This window comes from Bacillus cereus group sp. MYBK101-2 (genome assembly GCF_051918845.1).
In the GTDB taxonomy this organism is placed as follows: Bacteria; Bacillota; Bacilli; order Bacillales; family Bacillaceae_G; genus Bacillus_A; species Bacillus_A paranthracis.
This window is the reverse complement of record NZ_JBQAIE010000006.1, coordinates 187,883-206,256: the sequence shown is the minus strand read 5'-3', so window position 1 is coordinate 206,256 and position 18,374 is coordinate 187,883. Positions and strand designations below refer to the sequence as shown.

Below are 18,374 nucleotides of genomic sequence, written 5' to 3'. Positions count from 1 at the left end.
ACGTAAAATATCAACCGTATAAAGAGAGCTTCAAACGTTGAACAACTAGGGGTAGAATGCCCGAAGTAACGCTCAGGGAAATGAAAGGTTACTTTCGTCGTGAAACTGAGAAGCTTCCACTTCAAGATTTGCTAAGTGGCGAGTAGTTCACTAATCTAATGCATTTGCTTTATTCTTTATTGCATTCATATCCTGAGATTGCTGAGCCAGTTCCGTGCATTCATGAAAAGCAAAGTGCTTACATCCTATACATTTGTTTGTATTCAACTGTCTTAAAGCACAGTTGATTGCTTCCCCTGTATGATCAAAAAAGTTTTCTTCGCCAATCTCCGTATATAATCCATTCTTATCTAGAGTTGTTTTTAGCTCTGATTGAATTCCTGAAACGAGAATTACGCCACCTTGCTTTTTAAAATGCTGAACAATATTCCTAAAATAGGATTCTCCTGTTGTATCAATAAAAGGAACTTTTCCCATACGCAAAATTAAAACTTTTGGTTTATAATGAATGGTCGCTAGAATGTTTTGTTCAAACGTTTGAGCAGCTCCAAAGAACAATGGTCCTTCTATTGTGTAAATGCTGATTTGTGGACAATCGTGAGCTTTATTTACCACATGTGGCAACAATTTCTCGTTCTTTCTTGTGTGATCTGGAAGCACTTTAGATATAACAAGCATGTTGCTCATACGTTTTGTAAATAAAATAACAGCTAAAATAAGTCCGATTTCCACAGCTGTTGTCAAACTTGTAAATACAGTCAGTAGAAATGTTACAAGTAATACAAGTGAATCCCCTGTCTTCATTTTAAGTATGTGAATAAAATGTTTTCGTTCACTCATATTCCATGCTACCACCATTAATATTGGAGACATACTAGCAAGCGGAATATGTGAAGCATATGGGGCTAACAATAAAAGCGTGAATAATACAAATCCCCCATGAATAACACCAGACATCGGGGATACAGCTCCACTCCTAATATTGGTTGCTGTGCGGGCAATTGCTCCAGTTGCCGGAATTCCTCCAAATAATGGTGTAACAATATTAGCAATTCCTTGACCGATAAGTTCTTTATTACTGTTGTGTTTACTATTCGTCATACCGTCTGCTACGACGGCGGATAAAAGAGATTCAATACCACCAAGCATCGCAATAACAAATGCAGGGCCAATTAACTGTTTTATACGCTCTACCGTTATTTCTGGTATACCAAACTGAGGAAGTGTACTAGGAATCGTACCATATGCTGTACCAATAGTAGGTACATGATCTGAGAAAAATACAGTTGCAATTATAGTGGAAACCATAATACCCACTAATGAACCTGGTACTTTTGGCAAAATCTTTGGTGTTATGAGTATGACAAGAAAACAAATCAAAGCAGTTATTACACTGTAAAAATTCGTAGTATTGATATGCGTAAAGATTTCTTGCAGATTTGCTATAAATTCCTCATGTTTTTTTATACCTGTAAGACCTAAAAAACTAGCAATTTGTCCTGTAAAGATAATGACAGCGATTCCTGACGTAAAGCCAATTGTTACAGGACGCGGAATAAACTTTATTAAAGACCCTAGTTTAAAAATTCCCATAAGACATAAAATAATCCCAGCTAATAAACCAGCAAGTAGTAAATCTTCGTATCCATAGGTAATGACAATTCCTAAAAGAATTGGAACAAAAGCACCTGTAGGTCCTCCAATTTGATACTTTGAACCACCAAATAGAGAAATGAGTATCCCTGCAATACATGTTGTATAAATTCCATACTCTGGCTTAACACCAGAGGCTATTGCAAAAGACATAGCAAGTGGAATCGCAACAACTCCAACAATCACTCCTGCAAGAAGATCCTTTTGCAAATGCCCCAATGAATATCCTTCAAACCTTCCTGTAAATAACCCTCTCATTATAAACCCTTCTTTTCTATTCTTAATAAATCTAGATTACAAATGTATTTCTCGTTCCCTTATACAAGAGATTTTCACAAAAAAACGCCATCCTAATATTTACTATACGTTTTGCTTAAATGACGCTCTAATTCACCGATATCTCCACCTTGTTGTACATAGGATTCCAATCTTACCGCTAGAAGTTCCCCAGCTCGACTATCTAGCTTCTTTGTGTCTATAAACGATGTAATCCTTATCTGATCTGGAGTAGTATCTCTACGAAACATTTTACCTGGAATTTCAATCCAAAAATGATTCCATTCATCCAATAATCCTATTTGATCAAATAAAAAACCTTGGATTCCACATAACCAAGCTGTACAAGCAGTATTTCTTTTTTGACATCCAACGCCATCTTGTAGGTGCTGGCATGAAAAACAACAAGAATTCCCACTGTTAATACATACATTACAAACGTGATAAGCTCCTATTGAGCGAAATATATCAATCCCATGTTGGATAATATCTTCTTTCTGAACTTCAATGCTCAACCTACACCTCCGTAACTATCGTTTCGCCTTCTGTTTCATCTAGCTCTTCTAACATTGAAATCGTATCGATTAAATGGTTGTTAAAAATTTTCCGTGCAACTACCAGTAAATTTATTATCATAGGGTCCCGAAGAGAATATAAAACTCGTTTTCCATCTTTGGTGCCAACAACAATATTTTTAGCACGTAGCACACTTAACTGTTGAGAGACAGCTGAACCTTCCTTATTAAGAATACTTTGAATTTCATTTACACTTTTTTCACCTTCTGATAACACTTCTAAAATACCTATTCGTAAAGGATGCGATAAGGCTTTAAAAAAATCAGCTTTAAATTGTTGCATTTCAGTTCCCATTTAAACACCTCTAGTTTTTATTTTAACTAAAACTTAAAAAAGTATCATATACATCTTCAAATGTTTGAATATGTATATGATACTTCTAGAACTTACAATTTTCAATACTAATTTTAAAACGTTATAAAAAGAATCCGAAACGATGGAAACTATACAAAATAAAATTCCCATCAAGTCATGTAACAGTTAAATAGTTGCGAAAATTCTTTCTTCCATTCTCCTTGGATACACCTGCATTATGTGAATTTAGACACCTTTCGCACTCCTTTTCTAGTGCCTTCAATTCTTACACTACAATCTGGTATAACCATTTTGCTCATTTGAAATAACTTTATTTTTTCTTTGATCTGTATCACGAATCATTGATATAAAAAAGATGACTACAGCAATACGCTAAAGTCATCTTTTCCAACCATATTATTTTACTAACTCTCCATTATAAGCTTTTATATTAAGAGGAGCAGTTAAAAACTGTGATGCTTTACTAACGAAAGATGTGAAGTGTTCACTCGTATTATGACTCGCAACTGTTGCTTCATCTTTCCATACTTCTACCATCGTATATACATTTTCTTTTTCCGTATCTTTATAAAGATCATAAGATACATTTCCACTTTCTTCTCTTGAACCATGAATGAGTGGTTGAATTTCTTCTAAAAATGATTGTTGTTTTGCTGGATCTACTTGAAATATTGCGTGAATAATAATCATGGTGTTTCCCCTCTCATATTCCACTTATTTCTTTGAAATTACTTCCACTCTGCAACTTTTTCAATTGGAAGACGTACTGATTGGTAACCACTGTCAGCAGCTTTTCCGATTGAAATTAACATAACTGGTACGTAACGTTCTTTATCTAATCCGAACGCTTCAGCGATTTGGTCTTTTTCAAATCCACCAATTGGACAAGTATCATAACCGTGAGCACGCGCTGCTAGCATAAATTGCATTGCCACAAGACCACCGTCAATTAGTACTGTATCTTTCATGACTTCTGGTGTAACCATTGAGAAGTAAGCTGAAAGTTTTTTCATTTGGTCTTCTTTTACTTCAGCTGGCATGAAACCGCGCTCTACTGCTGTACCGTAAATTTCTTCTGCGTTATCAAAGTTGTTTAAATCACCAAATAAAGCGATCATCGCTGAAGATGTTTCTACTTGAGATTGATTGAATTTCGCAAGTGGCGCAAGTGTTGCTTTCGCTTCGTCACTTTCAATTACTAAAAATCTCCATGGTTGCATGTTTACTGAAGATGGTGCAAGTGTTGCTTCTGTAAGAATTTCTGTCATTTCTTCTTTGCTAATTTTCACTGATGAGTCGTATTTACGAATTGAACGACGTCCTGTTAAAATTTCGTTAAAATTATTTGTTTTTACTGAGTTAGTCATAGTTGTATTCTCCCTTTTTTAAAGTTCTTTTATGTTTTCTTGAATATGAATTAACATATTTAAAAGATTGTCGCGTTCTTCTTCACTTAATCCTTTAAATGCCGATGCTGCAAAACGTTCTTTTTCCTCTTGAAACGCCTGAATTTTATTTCGTCCCTCTTCAGTAAGAGAAACTAACGTAATTCTGTTATCGTCTGGATTTTTACGTCTTACAATCATTCCGTTTGCTTCTAGCTGTTTTAAATGCCTCGTTATCGCAGCATTATCAATGTTCACTTCTTGCTGAAGTGCTTTTTGACTAATTTCACCTACTTCAAATAACTGAAGTATAAGCTCTAATCTAGACTGGCTCATACCCGTACACCCTTCAAATTTCGAACTTACTTCTTTATTTAGAAAGTGTAATTTATATAAAATAATCGCTTCTTTTGAGCATGAACTTGTCACATTAACCCTCCTTTACAATCAAAATAAAAACATTTGATGTATCAATAGTTGATATGTCAATTAATATAATCTATATCGATTTAGAATGCAAGCTTTTTGTTTTTATTTTATTTTTTCCAAATTAAGGCGCTTTGTAGCGTTACAAAAAATGTAAATCGCATTATAATAGTAATAATTTAATTGACTGGAGAGTGATTGTGATGCGGCAATACACAAATAGAAATGAGGATATGAAAATGGAAAATGAAATGAGGATATTGATATATGACAACAATAAATATAGGGATTGTCGCGCACGTAGACGCTGGCAAGACGAGTTTGACTGAGCGTATTCTTTATGAAACGAATGTGATTAAAGAAGTTGGCCGAGTTGATAGCGGAAGTACGCAAACTGACTCAATGGAATTAGAAAGACAACGCGGCATTACGATTAAAGCATCTGTCGTTTCTTTCTTTATTGAAGATGTAAAAGTAAATGTCATTGATACACCTGGACACGCTGATTTTATCGCTGAAGTGGAGCGATCATTCCGCGTTTTGGACGGTGCGATTTTAGTTATTTCTGCCGTTGAGGGCGTGCAAGCACAAACGAAGATTTTAATGCGGACATTACAGAAACTAAACATACCGACTATGCTATTTGTTAATAAAATAGACCGTAGTGGCGCAAATAGTGAAAAAGTTGTAAAGCAAATAAAAGAGATGCTTTCAAATGAAGCATTCCCCTTCTACTCTGCCCAAAACGAAGGAACGAAAGAAGCTCGTATTCTTGAATACAAATCATATGACGATTACGTGGAACTGTTAGCACCATATAAGGAATCACTGCTTGCATCATATATAAATAACGAAATAATACCAAACGCACTATTAAGAAACGAACTAGAAAAACAAATACAGCAAGCAAATGTGTACCCAATCTTTTTCGGTTCAGCAATGACGGGTATAGGTGTAACTGAACTGCTCGAAAATATTCCGTCCTTATTTCCAACTAATAAGTCGGCAGAAAATGAAATATTATCCGGTATTGTATTTAAAATTGAACGTGAACCTTCTGGGGAAAAGATTGCATATGTAAGACTTTTTTCAGGTAGTTTACACATTAGAAAATATGTGGATATACAGCGAAATGAGTCTCTACCACATAAGGAAAAGATTAAAAAAATCTGCATATTTCATAATGGAGATGCCATTCAAATTTCTACCGTTCCTAGTGGAGAATTTTGCAAAGTGTGGGGACTAAATGATATTAAAATTGGTGATATTATCGGTGAACGAACTGATTATATAAAAGACATTCACTTTGCCGAACCACAAATGGAAGCAGCCATTGATGCAGTACCTAAAGAACGAATTCATGATTTATACGCTGCACTTATGGAACTATGTGAAGAAGATCCACTCATTCAAGTATGGAAAGACGATGTTCATAATGAACTATATATTCGCCTTTTCGGTGAAGTACAAAAAGAAGTAATTGAAACAACACTTTATGATAAATATAATTTGCAGGTTACGTTTTCAAATACGCGGGTTGTATGTATTGAGAAACCAATTGGCATAGGTAATAGCGTTGAAGTAATGGGCGAAAAAGCGAATCCGTTTTACGCAACAATTGGTTTTAAAATCGAACGTGGTGAACTGAATTCTGGCATAACATATACTTTAGGTGTCGAGCTTGGATCACTTCCATTAGCATTTCATAAAGCAATTGAAGATACCGTATTTCAAACGTTAAAACAAGGTTTATATGGATGGGAAGTTACGGACATTTCTGTCACGTTAACACATACAGGTTATGCTAGCCCTGTTACAACAGCGAGTGACTTTAGAAACTTAACGCCGCTCGTTTTAATGGATGCTTTAAAGCAAGCTGAAACATATGTATATGAACCAGTAAATAAGTTTGAATTAACTGTACCTGAGCATGCAATTAGTACTGCAATGTATAAGCTCGCTGCCATTTCAGCAACTTTTGCAGAGCCTATATTCAATAATGATTCTTATCAATTAACAGGTTCATTACCTGTTGCGAAAACAGAGAATTTTAAACGCATGCTACATTCATTCACTGAAGGAGAAGGTATATTTACAACGAAGCCAGCTGGTTTTATTAAACTGACGGGTCCCTTTCCTATTAGAAAACGCGTTGATTATAATCCACTGAATTGGAAGGATTATTTACTTCATGTGTTGAGGGCTTATTAAATCATAAAAATACCAAAAAGCGTCCACTAGTATGAAATGTGGGCGCTTTTTTTATAAACCATATTAAGGTAATGCGGGTTCAAACTCCCCAGTAATCGTTTGATATCCATTATTGCTCTCATATTCCTGTTTCCGCTCTAATCCAAATTTCTCTAAAATCGGAAGGTCATTTGTTGAAAATACATAACTATTTTCTAGCGCAACATGTTCATGCCATGCCCAGTTTGGTATAACAAAGAAGTCCCCTTTAGACCAGTCGAAGCGAACACCATTTATTATCGTATATCCTGACCCTTCATGCACATGATAGATCGATGCGTGTGTATGACGATGCGCTTTTCCTTTGAAACCTTTCGGCAGTTTTTGCATCCATGCCGCAATCGTTGGACACGCTGTTTCACCATTCGATGGATTTATATATTCAACCGCATAACCATCAAATGCATCGGGTTCAAAACGACTTAATCCGTTAAGCGCTGCTTCCGTCCCTGCCCATTTGTAGGAACTAAGTGGCGCTTTCTTTGTATATCGGTCCGAAATTGGTCGAACCATTCCGCCTTCATAACGCTGAGCAGTATAATTGTCCGGCACATTTGGCTGTTCAATTTTTTCTGGATATGGCTCAAAGAACGTACCGCCAAGATAATAAATGGTCGGAATATCAAGACAATCCATCCAAACCATGGGCTCGTCACCAGTGTGACCATGTCCATGCCACAGTCCGTTTGGAGTTGTTAAGAAGTCTCCACGTTCCATGAAAATACGCTCTCCTTGCACAATTGAGTAAGCCCCTTCTCCTTCCATTACAAAACGTAATGCATTTTGAACGTGACGATGTGACGGAGCAGTTTCTCCAGGTTGTATCAATTGAACCGCTGCATATAACGTTTGTGTAGTCGATGCCCATCCCCAAGGTTTTCTATAATTAAGTCCAGGATTTTGTAAGTATATGGCACGGCGCTCTCCTCCGCGATCTGGTGTAAAGATTTGCGTCGCTTCTGTTAATTTTTTTTGGAGCAATTCCGATTTCCACAGATATGCCTGTGCATGAGGATCAGGTGTATGTTTCATTAAATCTGGAATTGCGTTCCAAAGTGGTCCGAGATGATATTGTTCTATATCACGATTGAAATCTTGTACGAGTGCACTTTCAAAAAAAGCATTTTTTTCCGCCATTTTATTCGCCTCCTTTATTGCCCATTAAATTTAAGTACATTCCGTTCAATTTGGTTATAATGCTTTTCTGTATGTTCTACGATGAGGTGATTCACGATAAAATCAATCGACTTATTACTAAAACGAGGATTGCGACTTGGAGCTTGAATTTGTAGCTCTTCGTCAGTTAATGTGTTCAGTACATTTTCTATAGTAATTGGGATAGTAGAGAGCTGCTCTATGACTTCTTCTACAGATTTTCCATTTATATTTTCTTCTGAAACTGCTTGTAGACGCACTTCATCTGTTAAACCGCGGCCCCATAAGTTTTCATGATTTACTTTAATATTGCTAATTTCTTTTGCCCAATACGGAATAGCTTCTGCTACATGTGTAATAATTTGCATAATTGACCATTCATCTTCTGAAGGCTTCCAGTAGATGATTTCCTCTGGTAACGATTTAACAATCGTCTTAATCTTATTGATCGATTCATTAACAGACTCGGCTGCATGGATTTGTAAGTTTTTCATCATAGTACGGGCACCTCTACTGTTTGACTTACTCTATTTTCAAGTACACCTACTCCATCAACCTCAATGCGTACGATATCGCCATCTTTCAGAAATACTTGCGGATTACGCGCAACTCCTACCCCACCTGGCGTGCCTGTTAAAATGATATCCCCTGGCTCTAGCGTCATTAGACCGGATAAAAACGAAACGAGATATTGTACCGAGAATACTAAATTAGCAGTATTAGATTGTTGACGTTTCTCTCCATTTACTGTTAAGACGATGTCTAAGCCCGATGGGTTCGTTAATTCATCTGAAGTAATTAACCACGGTCCCATTGGGGCACTTCCTTCAACTGTCTTACCTTGAAGCCATTGAATCGTACGGCGCTGAATATCGCGATACGTAATATCATTCACAATTGTGTAACCTGCTACATATTGGAGGGCATCTTCTTCTGAAATATTTCGGGCACGCTTTCCGATTACAAAAGCAAATTCAGCTTCATAATCTAGTTGTTCAGAAATCGGATAATATGGAATATCATCTTGTGGACCCACTACTGTATTCGCAAACTTCGCAAATATCACCGGAAATGCAGGTAATTCTCGTTTCATTTCCAAAATATGTTCTCGATAATTGTGGCCTACACATATTATTTTCCCTGGAGCCGGTACTGGGGCTTCTATTTTCACTTCTCCTTCTTCAAATACCAATTTATCTTTATGTTTTTTCATACGCGCATAACCGATAGCCTCTTTTGCTAAATTCATACTTTCTGTTCCACCTTGTAGAAACCCATTCATATCCTTTGGAATATACGCCTCTGCAATTTGAGTGGCCCGAAGGTTTCCTTGGCTTGTCAGTTTCGCTTTATAAGCTGCATGCAAATCAACCAAAGTCCCGTTTTCTAAAGCAGCAATTCTCGTTTCTCCATTATGTGTAAAAGTAACAAGTTTCATAGTAATCTCCCTTTCATTGAATGAAAATTCTATCCTGATCGATTGTAGCGCATAACTTTTCATCCCTAATTTTTGTTATAAAAGATAAACGGTATTTCCCTCTGGGCCAATTGGTATATGTCCCAATTCTATTAACTCCACTAATTGTAAAAACAGATTGTTTTCTTCAGCTAATTCAGCAGCACATGCAATAACACTTATGTACATTGCATGCCCAACGAGAAATTTCACTACTTTTTCCTCTTCGAAATGTTTGAACGCTTCTTTATAAACACCATGAAAAATTGCTTCTGGTACTTTATCTACAATATCTGTTAGAAGGTTTTCGTTACCGACGCTCACAATTTTTTCTTTCAATCTATCAGGCACTTCTGCAAGTGCCCCCCATAAAGCATTATCTTCAAAGGAAATTCGTTCAATTACCTCATATAATTGATTTCTTGAAATCCATTTGATTTCATATTCACTAATGTTTAGAGAACTCATAAATTGATTTATTTTCTTCTCAGCCTCTACATTTTGCTGTCCAATGTTGCTATACCAGTTCATCTTCATGAACCGCTCAATCATTCCATTTGTAGAACGGGTATGAGAACCATACTTTTCTTCATTTATGAATTGAGACAAAGCCATTTTTTATCGCTCCTTTCACATTACTTATCTAGTTTTTTTATCATTTTAATATTTTGTTGTCAGTTCAGGAGGTCCAAATTTCGGTCCGTACGGTCCTTCATCAAGCCATCTTCCTAGTCTTGGTACGATAGATACTAATGAAGCAGCAACGTCTCGTTTCATGTTCATTTCAGGAGAGTTCCCCTGAAGATGATGAAGTGCTGTAGTTGAAGCATCCCTGTTCCACTGCGCTGCAATTCGGCGTTCTTTTGCAGCAGATTCAATTGATTCCACTCGCTCTTCTTCAGTACGTGATTGTAGTGCCTTCTCAATACCTCTCGCGGCAAGAATAGCATCTGGAATTCCAGAATTTAATCCACGAGCCCCGAACGGAGCGAATAAGTGTGCTGCTTCTCCAGCTAGAAGAACACGACGTTTTTCATCAGTAAAAGAATTTGCTACTACTTGATGGAAACGATAGGAAGACACCCACGTAATTCTCTCAGCGTACTTAGCATCCATTACTTTTGGCAACCATTTCTTAACACTTTCAATATTTGTATAATCATCTGGATTATCTGACTCAAGTAGTTGTAAATCGATACGCCATCCGCCTTTAAACGGAACAAACATTACATTTCTTCCTTCCATAGCTGGATGCTGATAATGGAATATTCTTTCTAAAGGTAACGGATCTGTTTCATCTTCTTTCGCATCTACTACGATAAAAGTATCTGCTGTACGTGGACCTTCAAACGTTAATCCAGCTTGCTCTCTTACAATTGAACGTGCTCCATCACATCCAATTACATACTGTGCCTTTAAAATTTCGTCATTTGTAATTGTTATTTCTACTCCGGAGTCTGTAATGTGTAACTTTTTAACTGGAGCATCCCACTGGAATTCAACGCCTGCTTTTATACACGCCTCATACATATGTTTTTCGATTTCATCTTGATGAAGCGCTGTGAAATGAGGTAATCGATTATACTTAAGATTTTCATCTTTACCATAATTTCTTACATACACTTCTTTTCCTTTATAAAACGTTCGTTTTACAGGCCAAATAATTCCGTTATGTGCAAGCGAGAAACCGAGACCTTCTGATGTCTCCTCCAGTAGTTTTAACGATGCACTGTGCAAATAGATCGCTCTACTTCCAGGACGTGGTCTTCCGAATGGATCTGCCTCTATTACTAACGTAGATATTCCCTTCTTTTGTAATGCAAGTCCTGCTACAAGTCCGACCGGGCCAGCACCAACAACAATGGCATCATAATTTTTTTCATTTCCCATAAATATCTCCCCTTTATTAACAATTTCATGTTATTCTCTTTTAACTCTCTACAGTTTTTATCTCTGGCATCATCTTCTGCCGAATATATTCAGGTATTGGTTGCGCTTTTACTTTTTCTTTAAAAGAAGTCCATGCACGAGTTTCATATCCTTCTGCCACAACCCGTTCCCCTTTTACAAAAACATGCTGAATTGTAAAAACTTTATTATGCAATTCGTTCACTTTGCTTTTCACAACTACTTGATCTTCAAAACGAAGAGGTGACTTAAATTGGCATTTTGCTTCTAGTAATGGCAAACCAATTTGTTGTTCTTCATAAAGTTCGAACGAGGGAAAACCAATTTTTTTAAAATATTCATGTGTTGCTTCATCCATCCATTTATAAAAATTAGGATAATATACAATGCCCGCCGCATCTGTATCTCCCCATCTTACTTGAAAAGAATACTCTTCCATTTTCCCTTTCCTCCTATCTATTAAACTGTTGGACTAATATTAGAAGATACTTGTTCTTTCAGTTTCAACTTTTGAATTTTCCCGCTTGCTGTCACAGGAAATTCATTAGTAAATATCACTTTCTCTGGTAGTTTATAAATTGCCATTTTCTCTTTCAGATAGATTTTTATTTCTTCTTCTGTACTTACTTCACCATTCTTTAACCGGATGACCGCACAAGCAACTTCCCCTAGCACCTTATCTGGAAGGCCAATAACTGCTGCTTCGATTACTTTCGGATGTTTCATAATGACTGCTTCAATTTCCTGAGGATAAACGTTAAGTCCACCTCTTATGATCATCTCTTTCTTTCGTCCTACGAACCTTAAATACCCTTCGGAATCAAGGGTGCCTAAATCCCCTGAATAATACCAATTTTCATTATCCAAAACCTGCTTTGTCTGTTCAGGCATATTATAATAACCTTTCATTACGCCAAATCCCTTAATCGCAATTTCTCCTACTTCTCCGGGCGGTAGTGCTACTCTATTTTCATCTACAATTTTTAATGTTACTCCTGGAATCGCCTTTCCTAGAGTTTCTGTTATGTTTTGCTTTGTATCATCATACGAGGTCATCGTAATAGAAACCGTTTCAGTTATCCCAAATGATTGGCAAAGGTTAATGCCCATCCGTTCTCGTATTTCCGTCACTGTTTTTGCTGGAATAGGTGCGGCACCAACTAATCCGGCGCGCAGTGAAGATAAATCATATTGATCGAAGTCCCCTAATTCAAGTTCTTTTATAAACATGGTTGGTACGCCTTTTTGGATGGTTACCTTTTCTTGTTCAATTAATTGTAAAGTTTCTCGCGGATGGAATTTTTCTTGTAATATGATCCGTCCCCCCATCGCTACTGCACAAAGCATATTAATTGCCATACCGAAAATATGAAACAGTGGTGCTGAAATAATAAATACATCCTCTTCTGTACAATGCAGCTCTGTTCCTATCGTTTGTGCAGATTGTACAACAGCGCGATGCGTAACCATAACACCTTTTGGGGTTCCCGTCGTTCCTGACGTGTATAATATGCAAAACAAATCTTCATTTACATTTATATTTACTGGTTCCATATCCATTATTTCTGTACGCATTAACACCTCATACGTACTAACATTCTCTCTCGCAAACCTCACTGTAATTACTTTTTGCACCATATGAAGTGCTTCTTCAAAACCAAAATTTTTATCAAATTCTCCTGAAGCTATTAATAATGTTGGAGCTGCCCCTTTCAATATATACTCAATTTCAAATGACTTATATTTTGGATTAAAAGGAACGAGTATTGCACCTAGTTTTGCTGCTGCAAAATAGATTACTACTGTTTCGGACCAGTTTGGAAGAGATACAGCGATACGGTCTCCTTTACTTACTCCTAACTTTTGAAATGCAGTAGCCAAACAATCTACTTCACTTTTCAATTGTTTGTATGTAATTCGTCTCGTTAAATCGTATATTGCTTCTTTTTTACCGTAAGATGAAGTTACAGTCTCTAAAAGTTCATACACCGCTAATATGTTCCTATTTTTTTTCATTCTCTCACTCACTTTCTATCGTTTTACCAACTAGCCTGAGTTTGTATCGTTTATGAATAGCCGGATGAACGATGTAGGAAAACCAGGAAGGTCTCTCCCTGGTTTCTCTCCCTAGTACAACGCTTCCCAAATTGCTGCAATTCCTTGTCCCCCGCCAATACAAACAGCGGATACTCCATACTTTTTATTTCTTCTTCTTAATTCGTAAACTAAAGATAGAGAAATTCTCGTTCCACTCGCAGCAAGTGGGTGCCCAATCGCAATTGCTCCCCCATTTACATTCGCTTTATTAAGATCGAACCCTAATTCTTTTTGACAAGCTAAGTATTGTGCTGAAAATGCTTCATTAATTTCAATCAAATCTAAGTCGGCCAATGTTAAATTTGCTTTTTCTAATGCACTTTGAATTGCTGGAACTGGACCAATTCCCATATACTTCGGTTCAACTCCTACAACAGCCCAAGAAACGAGCTTTGCAATCGGATTTAATCCTCTATCATTTGCAAAATTACTTGATGCTAACACAACGGCCGCTGCACCATCCACCATTCCGCTTGCACTACCAGGAGTTACAACACCATTTTCCACAAAACGTGGTTTTAACTTTGCCAGTTTTTCTAGGCTCGTATGACGGATATGCTCATCTTCTTCAATGACCTGTTCTCCTTTTCTTCCTTTCACTGTTACTGGAACAATCTCTTCTTTGAAATACCCTTTCTCCCTTGCTAAAAGAGCTCGTTCATGACTCGATAGTGCATGCTGATCTACTTCTTCTCTCGTTACATTATATTTTGCAGCTAAGTTTTCAGCCGTTTCTCCCATCGTACATTTACCATATGTATCATACAGACCATCCCATAACCAATCTTCTATTACTGGACCGCCAAGTGGACTTCCCCATCTCATGCCAGGAATTACGTGTGGTACTTGGCTCATATTCTCCGTCCCTCCGGCAAGTGCAACTTCTGCTTCCCCGCTAAGAATATAACGAGCTGCTGTTAAAATAGATTCAACACCAGTTCCGCATAGACGATTGATTGTTAAAGCTGGGACATGAATAGGTGCTCCAGCTTTTAAACCAACATGCCTTGCTAATAAATGTGCATCTTTACTAGACTGCTGAACGTTACCAAATACAACTTGATTAATATCTTCTGCAGATATAGAAGCTTTTCGTATCGCTTCCTTTGCGGCGATCGCCCCTAATTCTGTTGCATTTACTCCTCGAAATGCTCCTGAAATTTCAGCAAATGGCGTCCGCGCTCCCTCTAATAAAACAATTTCATTCATATCCCATTCACCTCATTACTTTCCTAAATAAACTGGCTTTCTTTTTTCAACGAATGCTTGTAATCCTTCTTTACGATCGTCTGTAGCGAAAGCATTACCAAAACAAGTACTTTCAATGATTAAGCCTGTTTCAAGGTCCGCATTACTGCCTACATTGACCGCCGTTTTTAACATTTGAAGTGCAACTGGTGGTTTTTGAGCCAATTTATACGCCCATTCCTTTGCAAATTCAAATAACTCTTCTGCAGGTACTACTTTGTTGATAATATGTAAATCGAACGCACGCTGCGCATCAAACATATCTCCGAAATAGAGTAATTCTTTCGCTATACCTTGGCCGACAATCTTTTGTAGACGCTGTGTACCTCCGCCTCCAGGAATAATTCCAAGTCCCACTTCTGGAAAAGCGAATTTTGCTTGATCCGAACTAATGCGTAAATCACAAGCTAGCGCGAGTTCAAATCCACCGCCAAGAGCTAATCCATTGATCGCAGCAATAACTGGTTTTGACATATTTTCAATTTTGCTAAATACCGTTCGTGAAGTCTTATTCATTTTGTTTACACCGACAAGATCAAGTGCTGCCATTTCATTAATATCAGCGCCTGCGACAAATGCTTTCCTTCCGCTTCCTGTCAGAACGATTACTCGTACGTCTTCATTTTCCTCTAGTTCACCAAACAGTCGGGAAAGTTCATGAAACACTTGTGTATTTAGCGGATTTACAGGTGGCCGATTAATCGTAACGATCGCAACTCTATTTTCAATTTCACAAATTAAAAACTCATAATTCATAACTGAATCCCCCATTCTTTATTCATAATCATAAAAACCTGCGCCTGTTTTTTTACCATATCTACCTGCTCTAACTAACTGTTTTAACAGAAGCGGCGGCGCGTATTGATCATTATTTAACTCTTCTTTGAAGTACTCCATCACATGATATCCGATGTCTACACCCGCAAAATCCTGGAGTGCAAATGGTCCCATCGGATAATTAAGACCGAGTGTAACAGCCTTATCAATATCTTCTGCTGAGGCTACACCATCTTCTAACAATTTAATCGCCTCTATAAATTGCGGAATCATAATTCGATTTACAATAAACCCCGGTGAATCTTTTTTCACTTCAACTGATTCTTTCAAAAGTTTTTTAGATAACGCTTTCAATTCTTCGACTGTTTCATCACTCGTTCGATAACCACGAACAACTTCTACAAGTTTCATAAGTTGTGCGGGATTAAAGAAATGCATACCTGCTACACGTTCTGGGCGATTCGTTGCGGAAGCAATTTCTGTTATCGACATAGATGAAGTATTTGTTGCCAGTATAACCCCTTCTGGAACGATTCGATCCAGAGCTGCAAACACTTCTCTCTTCAAATCTAACTTCTCTAACACAGCTTCAATAACTACATCCGCATCTTTCATATCTTCTAATGATGTAGTGAGTCGAATGCGGCCAAGCGCCTTTTCTTTCTCTTCGTCCGTCATTTTTCCTCTCGTAACACTTTTTGTCATAAAACCATTCATACGTTGCACGGCATGATCTAAATAACGCTCTTCAATATCATGTAAAATAACTGTAAATCCATGTAATGCAGCTAAATTTGCAATGCCAGAACCCATAGATCCTGCACCGACAATACCAATTGTTTGAATTGACATTTTACTACCCCCTCAAGTAACTTTTTTAATATTCTGTAAATAAATTATATCTATATCCAAAAAGTTTTTGTATATACATAGTGTAGGAAATACATATATTTCTTTCATACTTTTTGAGGGTATGTATTTCGATTCCAAATGCTTTATTGTAAGGTACAGTTATTCTTCATAGAAAAAGTGCGCACCTCAAAGTAAATAATTTTTCTTGAGGTACGCACTCTATGATGTGAATTTTGAATCTATATGTTATCGTTCTTTTCCATTTGATGAAATAACTTCTTTATACCAATAGAAGCTCTGTTTTTTTATTCTTTTTAAATCTTTTAAATCGTCTTCGTCACGATTTATATAAATAAAACCATATCTTTTTCTGAAACCTTGATGCGTAGAAATTAAATCAATTGCCGCCCATGGACAGTAACCAATTACATCCACTCCATCTGCAATTGCCAATTCCATCTGTTCAATATGTTTTTTCAAATAATCAATTCGGTAATGATCTTGTACAGATCCATCTTCATTGACTTTGTCGTATGCGCCTATCCCATTCTCTGTAACGATAATTGGCAAGTTATAACGATCATTCACTTCTCTTAATGTAACTCGGAAGCCAATCGGGTCAATCTCCCAACCAAAATCAGTTAATTCTAGATGTTCGTTATCGTCACCCATGAAGAACCCTTCTTCACCTACTTCAATTTGTTGATCAGCAGCTTCATCCATTACAAAGTTCTCATCGTATTCGCTAACAGTAATAGAAGAATAATAGTTAAACGCAATATAATCTGGTTTGGAACTAGCTAAAATCTCCATATCTCCATCTAAAATGACTGGCTCGATATTTTTGCTCTTCATGAAATTCCACGCAATAGTGTTATATCTACCATATACAGCCATATCGAGATATAGCCAGTTACGAATTGCGTTACAATTTTGAGCTGCAATGATATCATTTGGCTTACATGTTTTCGGATACACATAACTAATATTTGGTGCTGGGCCAATTTTCGCATCACATATCATCTCGTGACATAAGTTTGTTACCTTTGCCTCTGCTAAAAGCATATGATGATTTTGTTGATATAGCTCTTTTTGAGATACTATCGATGTCCCGACAGCCTGTCCATGTAGTATCATCATGTTCTGTTCATTAATTGTTAACCAATTCTTTACTCGATCTCCAAAACGTTCAAACAGGATTTCACAATATGTAACAAATGCATTAATGGTAGCACGGTTACTCCATCCACCCTTTTTCTCTAATTCATACGGTAAATCAAAATGATACATCGTTACTAACGGTACGATATCATGCTTCAGCAATTCATCAATAAGATTGCTATAGAATGTAATCCCTTTTTCATTTACTTCTCCTGTACCATTTGGAAGAATACGAGTCCAAGCTATTGAAAAACGATATACTTTTAACCCTAATTCAGAAAAAAGTTTCACATCTTCTTTAAAATGATGATAATGATCACTGCAAACTTTAAAATCTGACGTACCTTCTGGAATAACTTTCACATCTTGAACAGAAAGGCCTTTTCCATCCTCATTATAGGCGCCTTCTACTTGGTAAGCACTTGTGGAAGCTCCCCATAAAAAGTCTTTTTTAAATGTACTATTGAGCATTTTTACCATTCCTTCTCAAAAATAGTATTATAGTTTGTTTCTATTAAGCTTGTTTCACTAAAAATGTTTCATAAACACTTATTAACTCTTCCGCGATAATTTTAAATCCTTCTGCACTCATTAATTGATCTTCTGCATGTGCTAACAATAAACTTACTTCCACTTTTTCACCCGCTGCTTCTCTACTAATTAATCCAGCATGTGCTCTATGGCCTTCAATGAAAGTTTCACTACCCTCATTCATTAATTGCCTTGCTTGTTCAAAGTTACCCATTTTAGCTTCTTGAATTGCTTCAATATAGGAAGATCGTGCACTACCTACCGCTGATATAATTTGAAATACTACTAATTCATTTTGTTCCATTACA

Annotated in this window: 19 protein-coding genes; 1 reads left to right on the top strand and 18 read right to left on the bottom strand. The window is 36.9% G+C overall.

What is annotated here, in order from left to right; genetic code table 11:
- Positions 1 to 150: 150 nt before the first annotated feature.
- From ACTFSI_RS14835 to ACTFSI_RS14810, 6 genes are all read right to left on the bottom strand, one after another.
- Positions 151 to 1,911, bottom strand: coding sequence for a SulP family inorganic anion transporter (locus tag ACTFSI_RS14835; protein ID WP_044792908.1), 1,761 nt, complete (start codon positions 1,909 to 1,911; stop codon positions 151 to 153).
- Positions 1,912 to 2,003: 92 nt separating this feature from the next.
- A complete protein-coding gene (locus tag ACTFSI_RS14830) occupies positions 2,004 to 2,444 on the bottom strand; it encodes a hypothetical protein (protein WP_000021479.1) in 441 nt (146 codons plus the stop codon).
- Between the two features lies 1 nt (position 2,445).
- Positions 2,446 to 2,799, bottom strand: a complete 354-nt coding sequence (locus ACTFSI_RS14825; protein ID WP_001977380.1) for an ArsR/SmtB family transcription factor — start codon at positions 2,797 to 2,799, stop codon at positions 2,446 to 2,448.
- 417 nt (positions 2,800 to 3,216) lie between these two features.
- Positions 3,217 to 3,510: a putative quinol monooxygenase gene (locus ACTFSI_RS14820; protein ID WP_048555099.1), complete on the bottom strand. Its 294-nt coding sequence runs from the start codon at positions 3,508 to 3,510 to the stop codon at positions 3,217 to 3,219.
- A 38-nt stretch (positions 3,511 to 3,548) separates the two neighbouring features.
- Positions 3,549 to 4,187, bottom strand: a complete 639-nt coding sequence (locus tag ACTFSI_RS14815; protein ID WP_000185408.1) for a nitroreductase family protein — start codon at positions 4,185 to 4,187, stop codon at positions 3,549 to 3,551.
- Between the two features lie 18 nt (positions 4,188 to 4,205).
- Positions 4,206 to 4,634: a MarR family winged helix-turn-helix transcriptional regulator gene (locus ACTFSI_RS14810; RefSeq protein WP_000204165.1), complete on the bottom strand. Its 429-nt coding sequence runs from the start codon at positions 4,632 to 4,634 to the stop codon at positions 4,206 to 4,208.
- A 264-nt stretch (positions 4,635 to 4,898) separates the two neighbouring features.
- Here ACTFSI_RS14810 and ACTFSI_RS14805 point away from each other — a divergent pair, with 264 nt between their 5' ends.
- Positions 4,899 to 6,842: an elongation factor G gene (locus tag ACTFSI_RS14805; protein WP_044792915.1), complete on the top strand. Its 1,944-nt coding sequence runs from the start codon at positions 4,899 to 4,901 to the stop codon at positions 6,840 to 6,842.
- A 63-nt stretch (positions 6,843 to 6,905) separates the two neighbouring features.
- On the opposite strand, the gene ACTFSI_RS14800 is transcribed toward ACTFSI_RS14805, so the two are convergent.
- The 12 genes from ACTFSI_RS14800 to ACTFSI_RS14745 all read right to left on the bottom strand — a co-directional run bounded on the left by ACTFSI_RS14800 (position 6,906) and on the right by ACTFSI_RS14745 (position 18,370).
- Entirely contained in the window at positions 6,906 to 8,018 is a 1,113-nt protein-coding gene (locus ACTFSI_RS14800) for a cupin domain-containing protein (protein WP_044792916.1), read from the bottom strand.
- Positions 8,019 to 8,032: 14 nt separating this feature from the next.
- Complete coding sequence (locus ACTFSI_RS14795) at positions 8,033 to 8,533, bottom strand: DinB family protein (protein ID WP_044792918.1); 501 nt, start codon at positions 8,531 to 8,533, stop codon at positions 8,033 to 8,035.
- Positions 8,530 to 9,474, bottom strand: a complete 945-nt coding sequence (locus ACTFSI_RS14790; protein ID WP_044792920.1) for a fumarylacetoacetate hydrolase family protein — start codon at positions 9,472 to 9,474, stop codon at positions 8,530 to 8,532. Before ACTFSI_RS14790 ends, ACTFSI_RS14795 begins: the two co-directional genes overlap by 4 nt.
- Before the next feature lie 75 nt (positions 9,475 to 9,549).
- A complete protein-coding gene (locus ACTFSI_RS14785; protein ID WP_440045452.1) occupies positions 9,550 to 10,107 on the bottom strand; it encodes a hypothetical protein in 558 nt (185 codons plus the stop codon).
- 45 nt (positions 10,108 to 10,152) lie between these two features.
- Positions 10,153 to 11,382, bottom strand: coding sequence for an FAD-dependent oxidoreductase (locus ACTFSI_RS14780; RefSeq protein ID WP_440045451.1), 1,230 nt, complete (start codon positions 11,380 to 11,382; stop codon positions 10,153 to 10,155).
- A 40-nt stretch (positions 11,383 to 11,422) separates the two neighbouring features.
- A complete protein-coding gene (locus ACTFSI_RS14775) occupies positions 11,423 to 11,839 on the bottom strand; it encodes an acyl-CoA thioesterase (RefSeq protein ID WP_044792926.1) in 417 nt (138 codons plus the stop codon).
- A gap of 20 nt (positions 11,840 to 11,859) precedes the next feature.
- The gene (locus ACTFSI_RS14770) at positions 11,860 to 13,416 is read right to left on the bottom strand and encodes a class I adenylate-forming enzyme family protein (RefSeq protein ID WP_440045450.1); all 1,557 of its coding nucleotides are present in this window, start codon (positions 13,414 to 13,416) and stop codon (positions 11,860 to 11,862) included.
- A 111-nt stretch (positions 13,417 to 13,527) separates the two neighbouring features.
- The gene (locus ACTFSI_RS14765; protein ID WP_139895272.1) at positions 13,528 to 14,706 is read right to left on the bottom strand and encodes an acetyl-CoA C-acetyltransferase; all 1,179 of its coding nucleotides are present in this window, start codon (positions 14,704 to 14,706) and stop codon (positions 13,528 to 13,530) included.
- A gap of 15 nt (positions 14,707 to 14,721) precedes the next feature.
- Positions 14,722 to 15,501 carry an enoyl-CoA hydratase/isomerase family protein gene (locus ACTFSI_RS14760; RefSeq protein ID WP_044792930.1) on the bottom strand — a complete coding sequence of 260 codons (780 nt, stop codon included), beginning with the start codon at positions 15,499 to 15,501 and terminating at the stop codon, positions 14,722 to 14,724.
- A gap of 18 nt (positions 15,502 to 15,519) precedes the next feature.
- Positions 15,520 to 16,374 carry a 3-hydroxyacyl-CoA dehydrogenase family protein gene (locus tag ACTFSI_RS14755; RefSeq protein WP_044792932.1) on the bottom strand — a complete coding sequence of 285 codons (855 nt, stop codon included), beginning with the start codon at positions 16,372 to 16,374 and terminating at the stop codon, positions 15,520 to 15,522.
- Positions 16,375 to 16,620: 246 nt separating this feature from the next.
- Entirely contained in the window at positions 16,621 to 18,006 is a 1,386-nt protein-coding gene (locus tag ACTFSI_RS14750) for a glycoside hydrolase family 1 protein (RefSeq protein WP_139895271.1), read from the bottom strand.
- A gap of 43 nt (positions 18,007 to 18,049) precedes the next feature.
- Complete coding sequence (locus ACTFSI_RS14745) at positions 18,050 to 18,370, bottom strand: PTS lactose/cellobiose transporter subunit IIA (protein WP_000437094.1); 321 nt, start codon at positions 18,368 to 18,370, stop codon at positions 18,050 to 18,052.
- Positions 18,371 to 18,374: the final 4 nt, after the last annotated feature.

Excerpts from the sequence above, each read along its gene's own strand:
- ACTFSI_RS14785 (WP_440045452.1), bottom strand. The coding sequence starts at position 10,107 with ATGGCTTTGTCTCAATTCATAAATGAAGAAAAGTATGGTTCTCATACC.
- ACTFSI_RS14795 (WP_044792918.1), bottom strand. The coding sequence starts at position 8,533 with ATGATGAAAAACTTACAAATCCATGCAGCCGAGTCTGTTAATGAATCG.
- ACTFSI_RS14815 (WP_000185408.1), bottom strand. The coding sequence starts at position 4,187 with ATGACTAACTCAGTAAAAACAAATAATTTTAACGAAATTTTAACAGGA.
- ACTFSI_RS14790 (WP_044792920.1), bottom strand. The coding sequence starts at position 9,474 with ATGAAACTTGTTACTTTTACACATAATGGAGAAACGAGAATTGCTGCT.
- ACTFSI_RS14765 (WP_139895272.1), bottom strand. The coding sequence starts at position 14,706 with ATGAATGAAATTGTTTTATTAGAGGGAGCGCGGACGCCATTTGCTGAA.
- ACTFSI_RS14760 (WP_044792930.1), bottom strand. The coding sequence starts at position 15,501 with ATGAATTATGAGTTTTTAATTTGTGAAATTGAAAATAGAGTTGCGATC.
- ACTFSI_RS14805 (WP_044792915.1), top strand. The coding sequence starts at position 4,899 with ATGACAACAATAAATATAGGGATTGTCGCGCACGTAGACGCTGGCAAG.
- ACTFSI_RS14835 (WP_044792908.1), bottom strand. The coding sequence starts at position 1,911 with ATGAGAGGGTTATTTACAGGAAGGTTTGAAGGATATTCATTGGGGCAT.
- ACTFSI_RS14820 (WP_048555099.1), bottom strand. The coding sequence starts at position 3,510 with ATGATTATTATTCACGCAATATTTCAAGTAGATCCAGCAAAACAACAA.
- ACTFSI_RS14800 (WP_044792916.1), bottom strand. The coding sequence starts at position 8,018 with ATGGCGGAAAAAAATGCTTTTTTTGAAAGTGCACTCGTACAAGATTTC.
- ACTFSI_RS14775 (WP_044792926.1), bottom strand. The coding sequence starts at position 11,839 with ATGGAAGAGTATTCTTTTCAAGTAAGATGGGGAGATACAGATGCGGCG.
- ACTFSI_RS14745 (WP_000437094.1), bottom strand. The coding sequence starts at position 18,370 with ATGGAACAAAATGAATTAGTAGTATTTCAAATTATATCAGCGGTAGGT.
- ACTFSI_RS14755 (WP_044792932.1), bottom strand. The coding sequence starts at position 16,374 with ATGTCAATTCAAACAATTGGTATTGTCGGTGCAGGATCTATGGGTTCT.
- ACTFSI_RS14770 (WP_440045450.1), bottom strand. The coding sequence starts at position 13,416 with ATGAAAAAAAATAGGAACATATTAGCGGTGTATGAACTTTTAGAGACT.
- ACTFSI_RS14825 (WP_001977380.1), bottom strand. The coding sequence starts at position 2,799 with ATGGGAACTGAAATGCAACAATTTAAAGCTGATTTTTTTAAAGCCTTA.
- ACTFSI_RS14780 (WP_440045451.1), bottom strand. The coding sequence starts at position 11,382 with ATGGGAAATGAAAAAAATTATGATGCCATTGTTGTTGGTGCTGGCCCG.
- ACTFSI_RS14750 (WP_139895271.1), bottom strand. The coding sequence starts at position 18,006 with ATGCTCAATAGTACATTTAAAAAAGACTTTTTATGGGGAGCTTCCACA.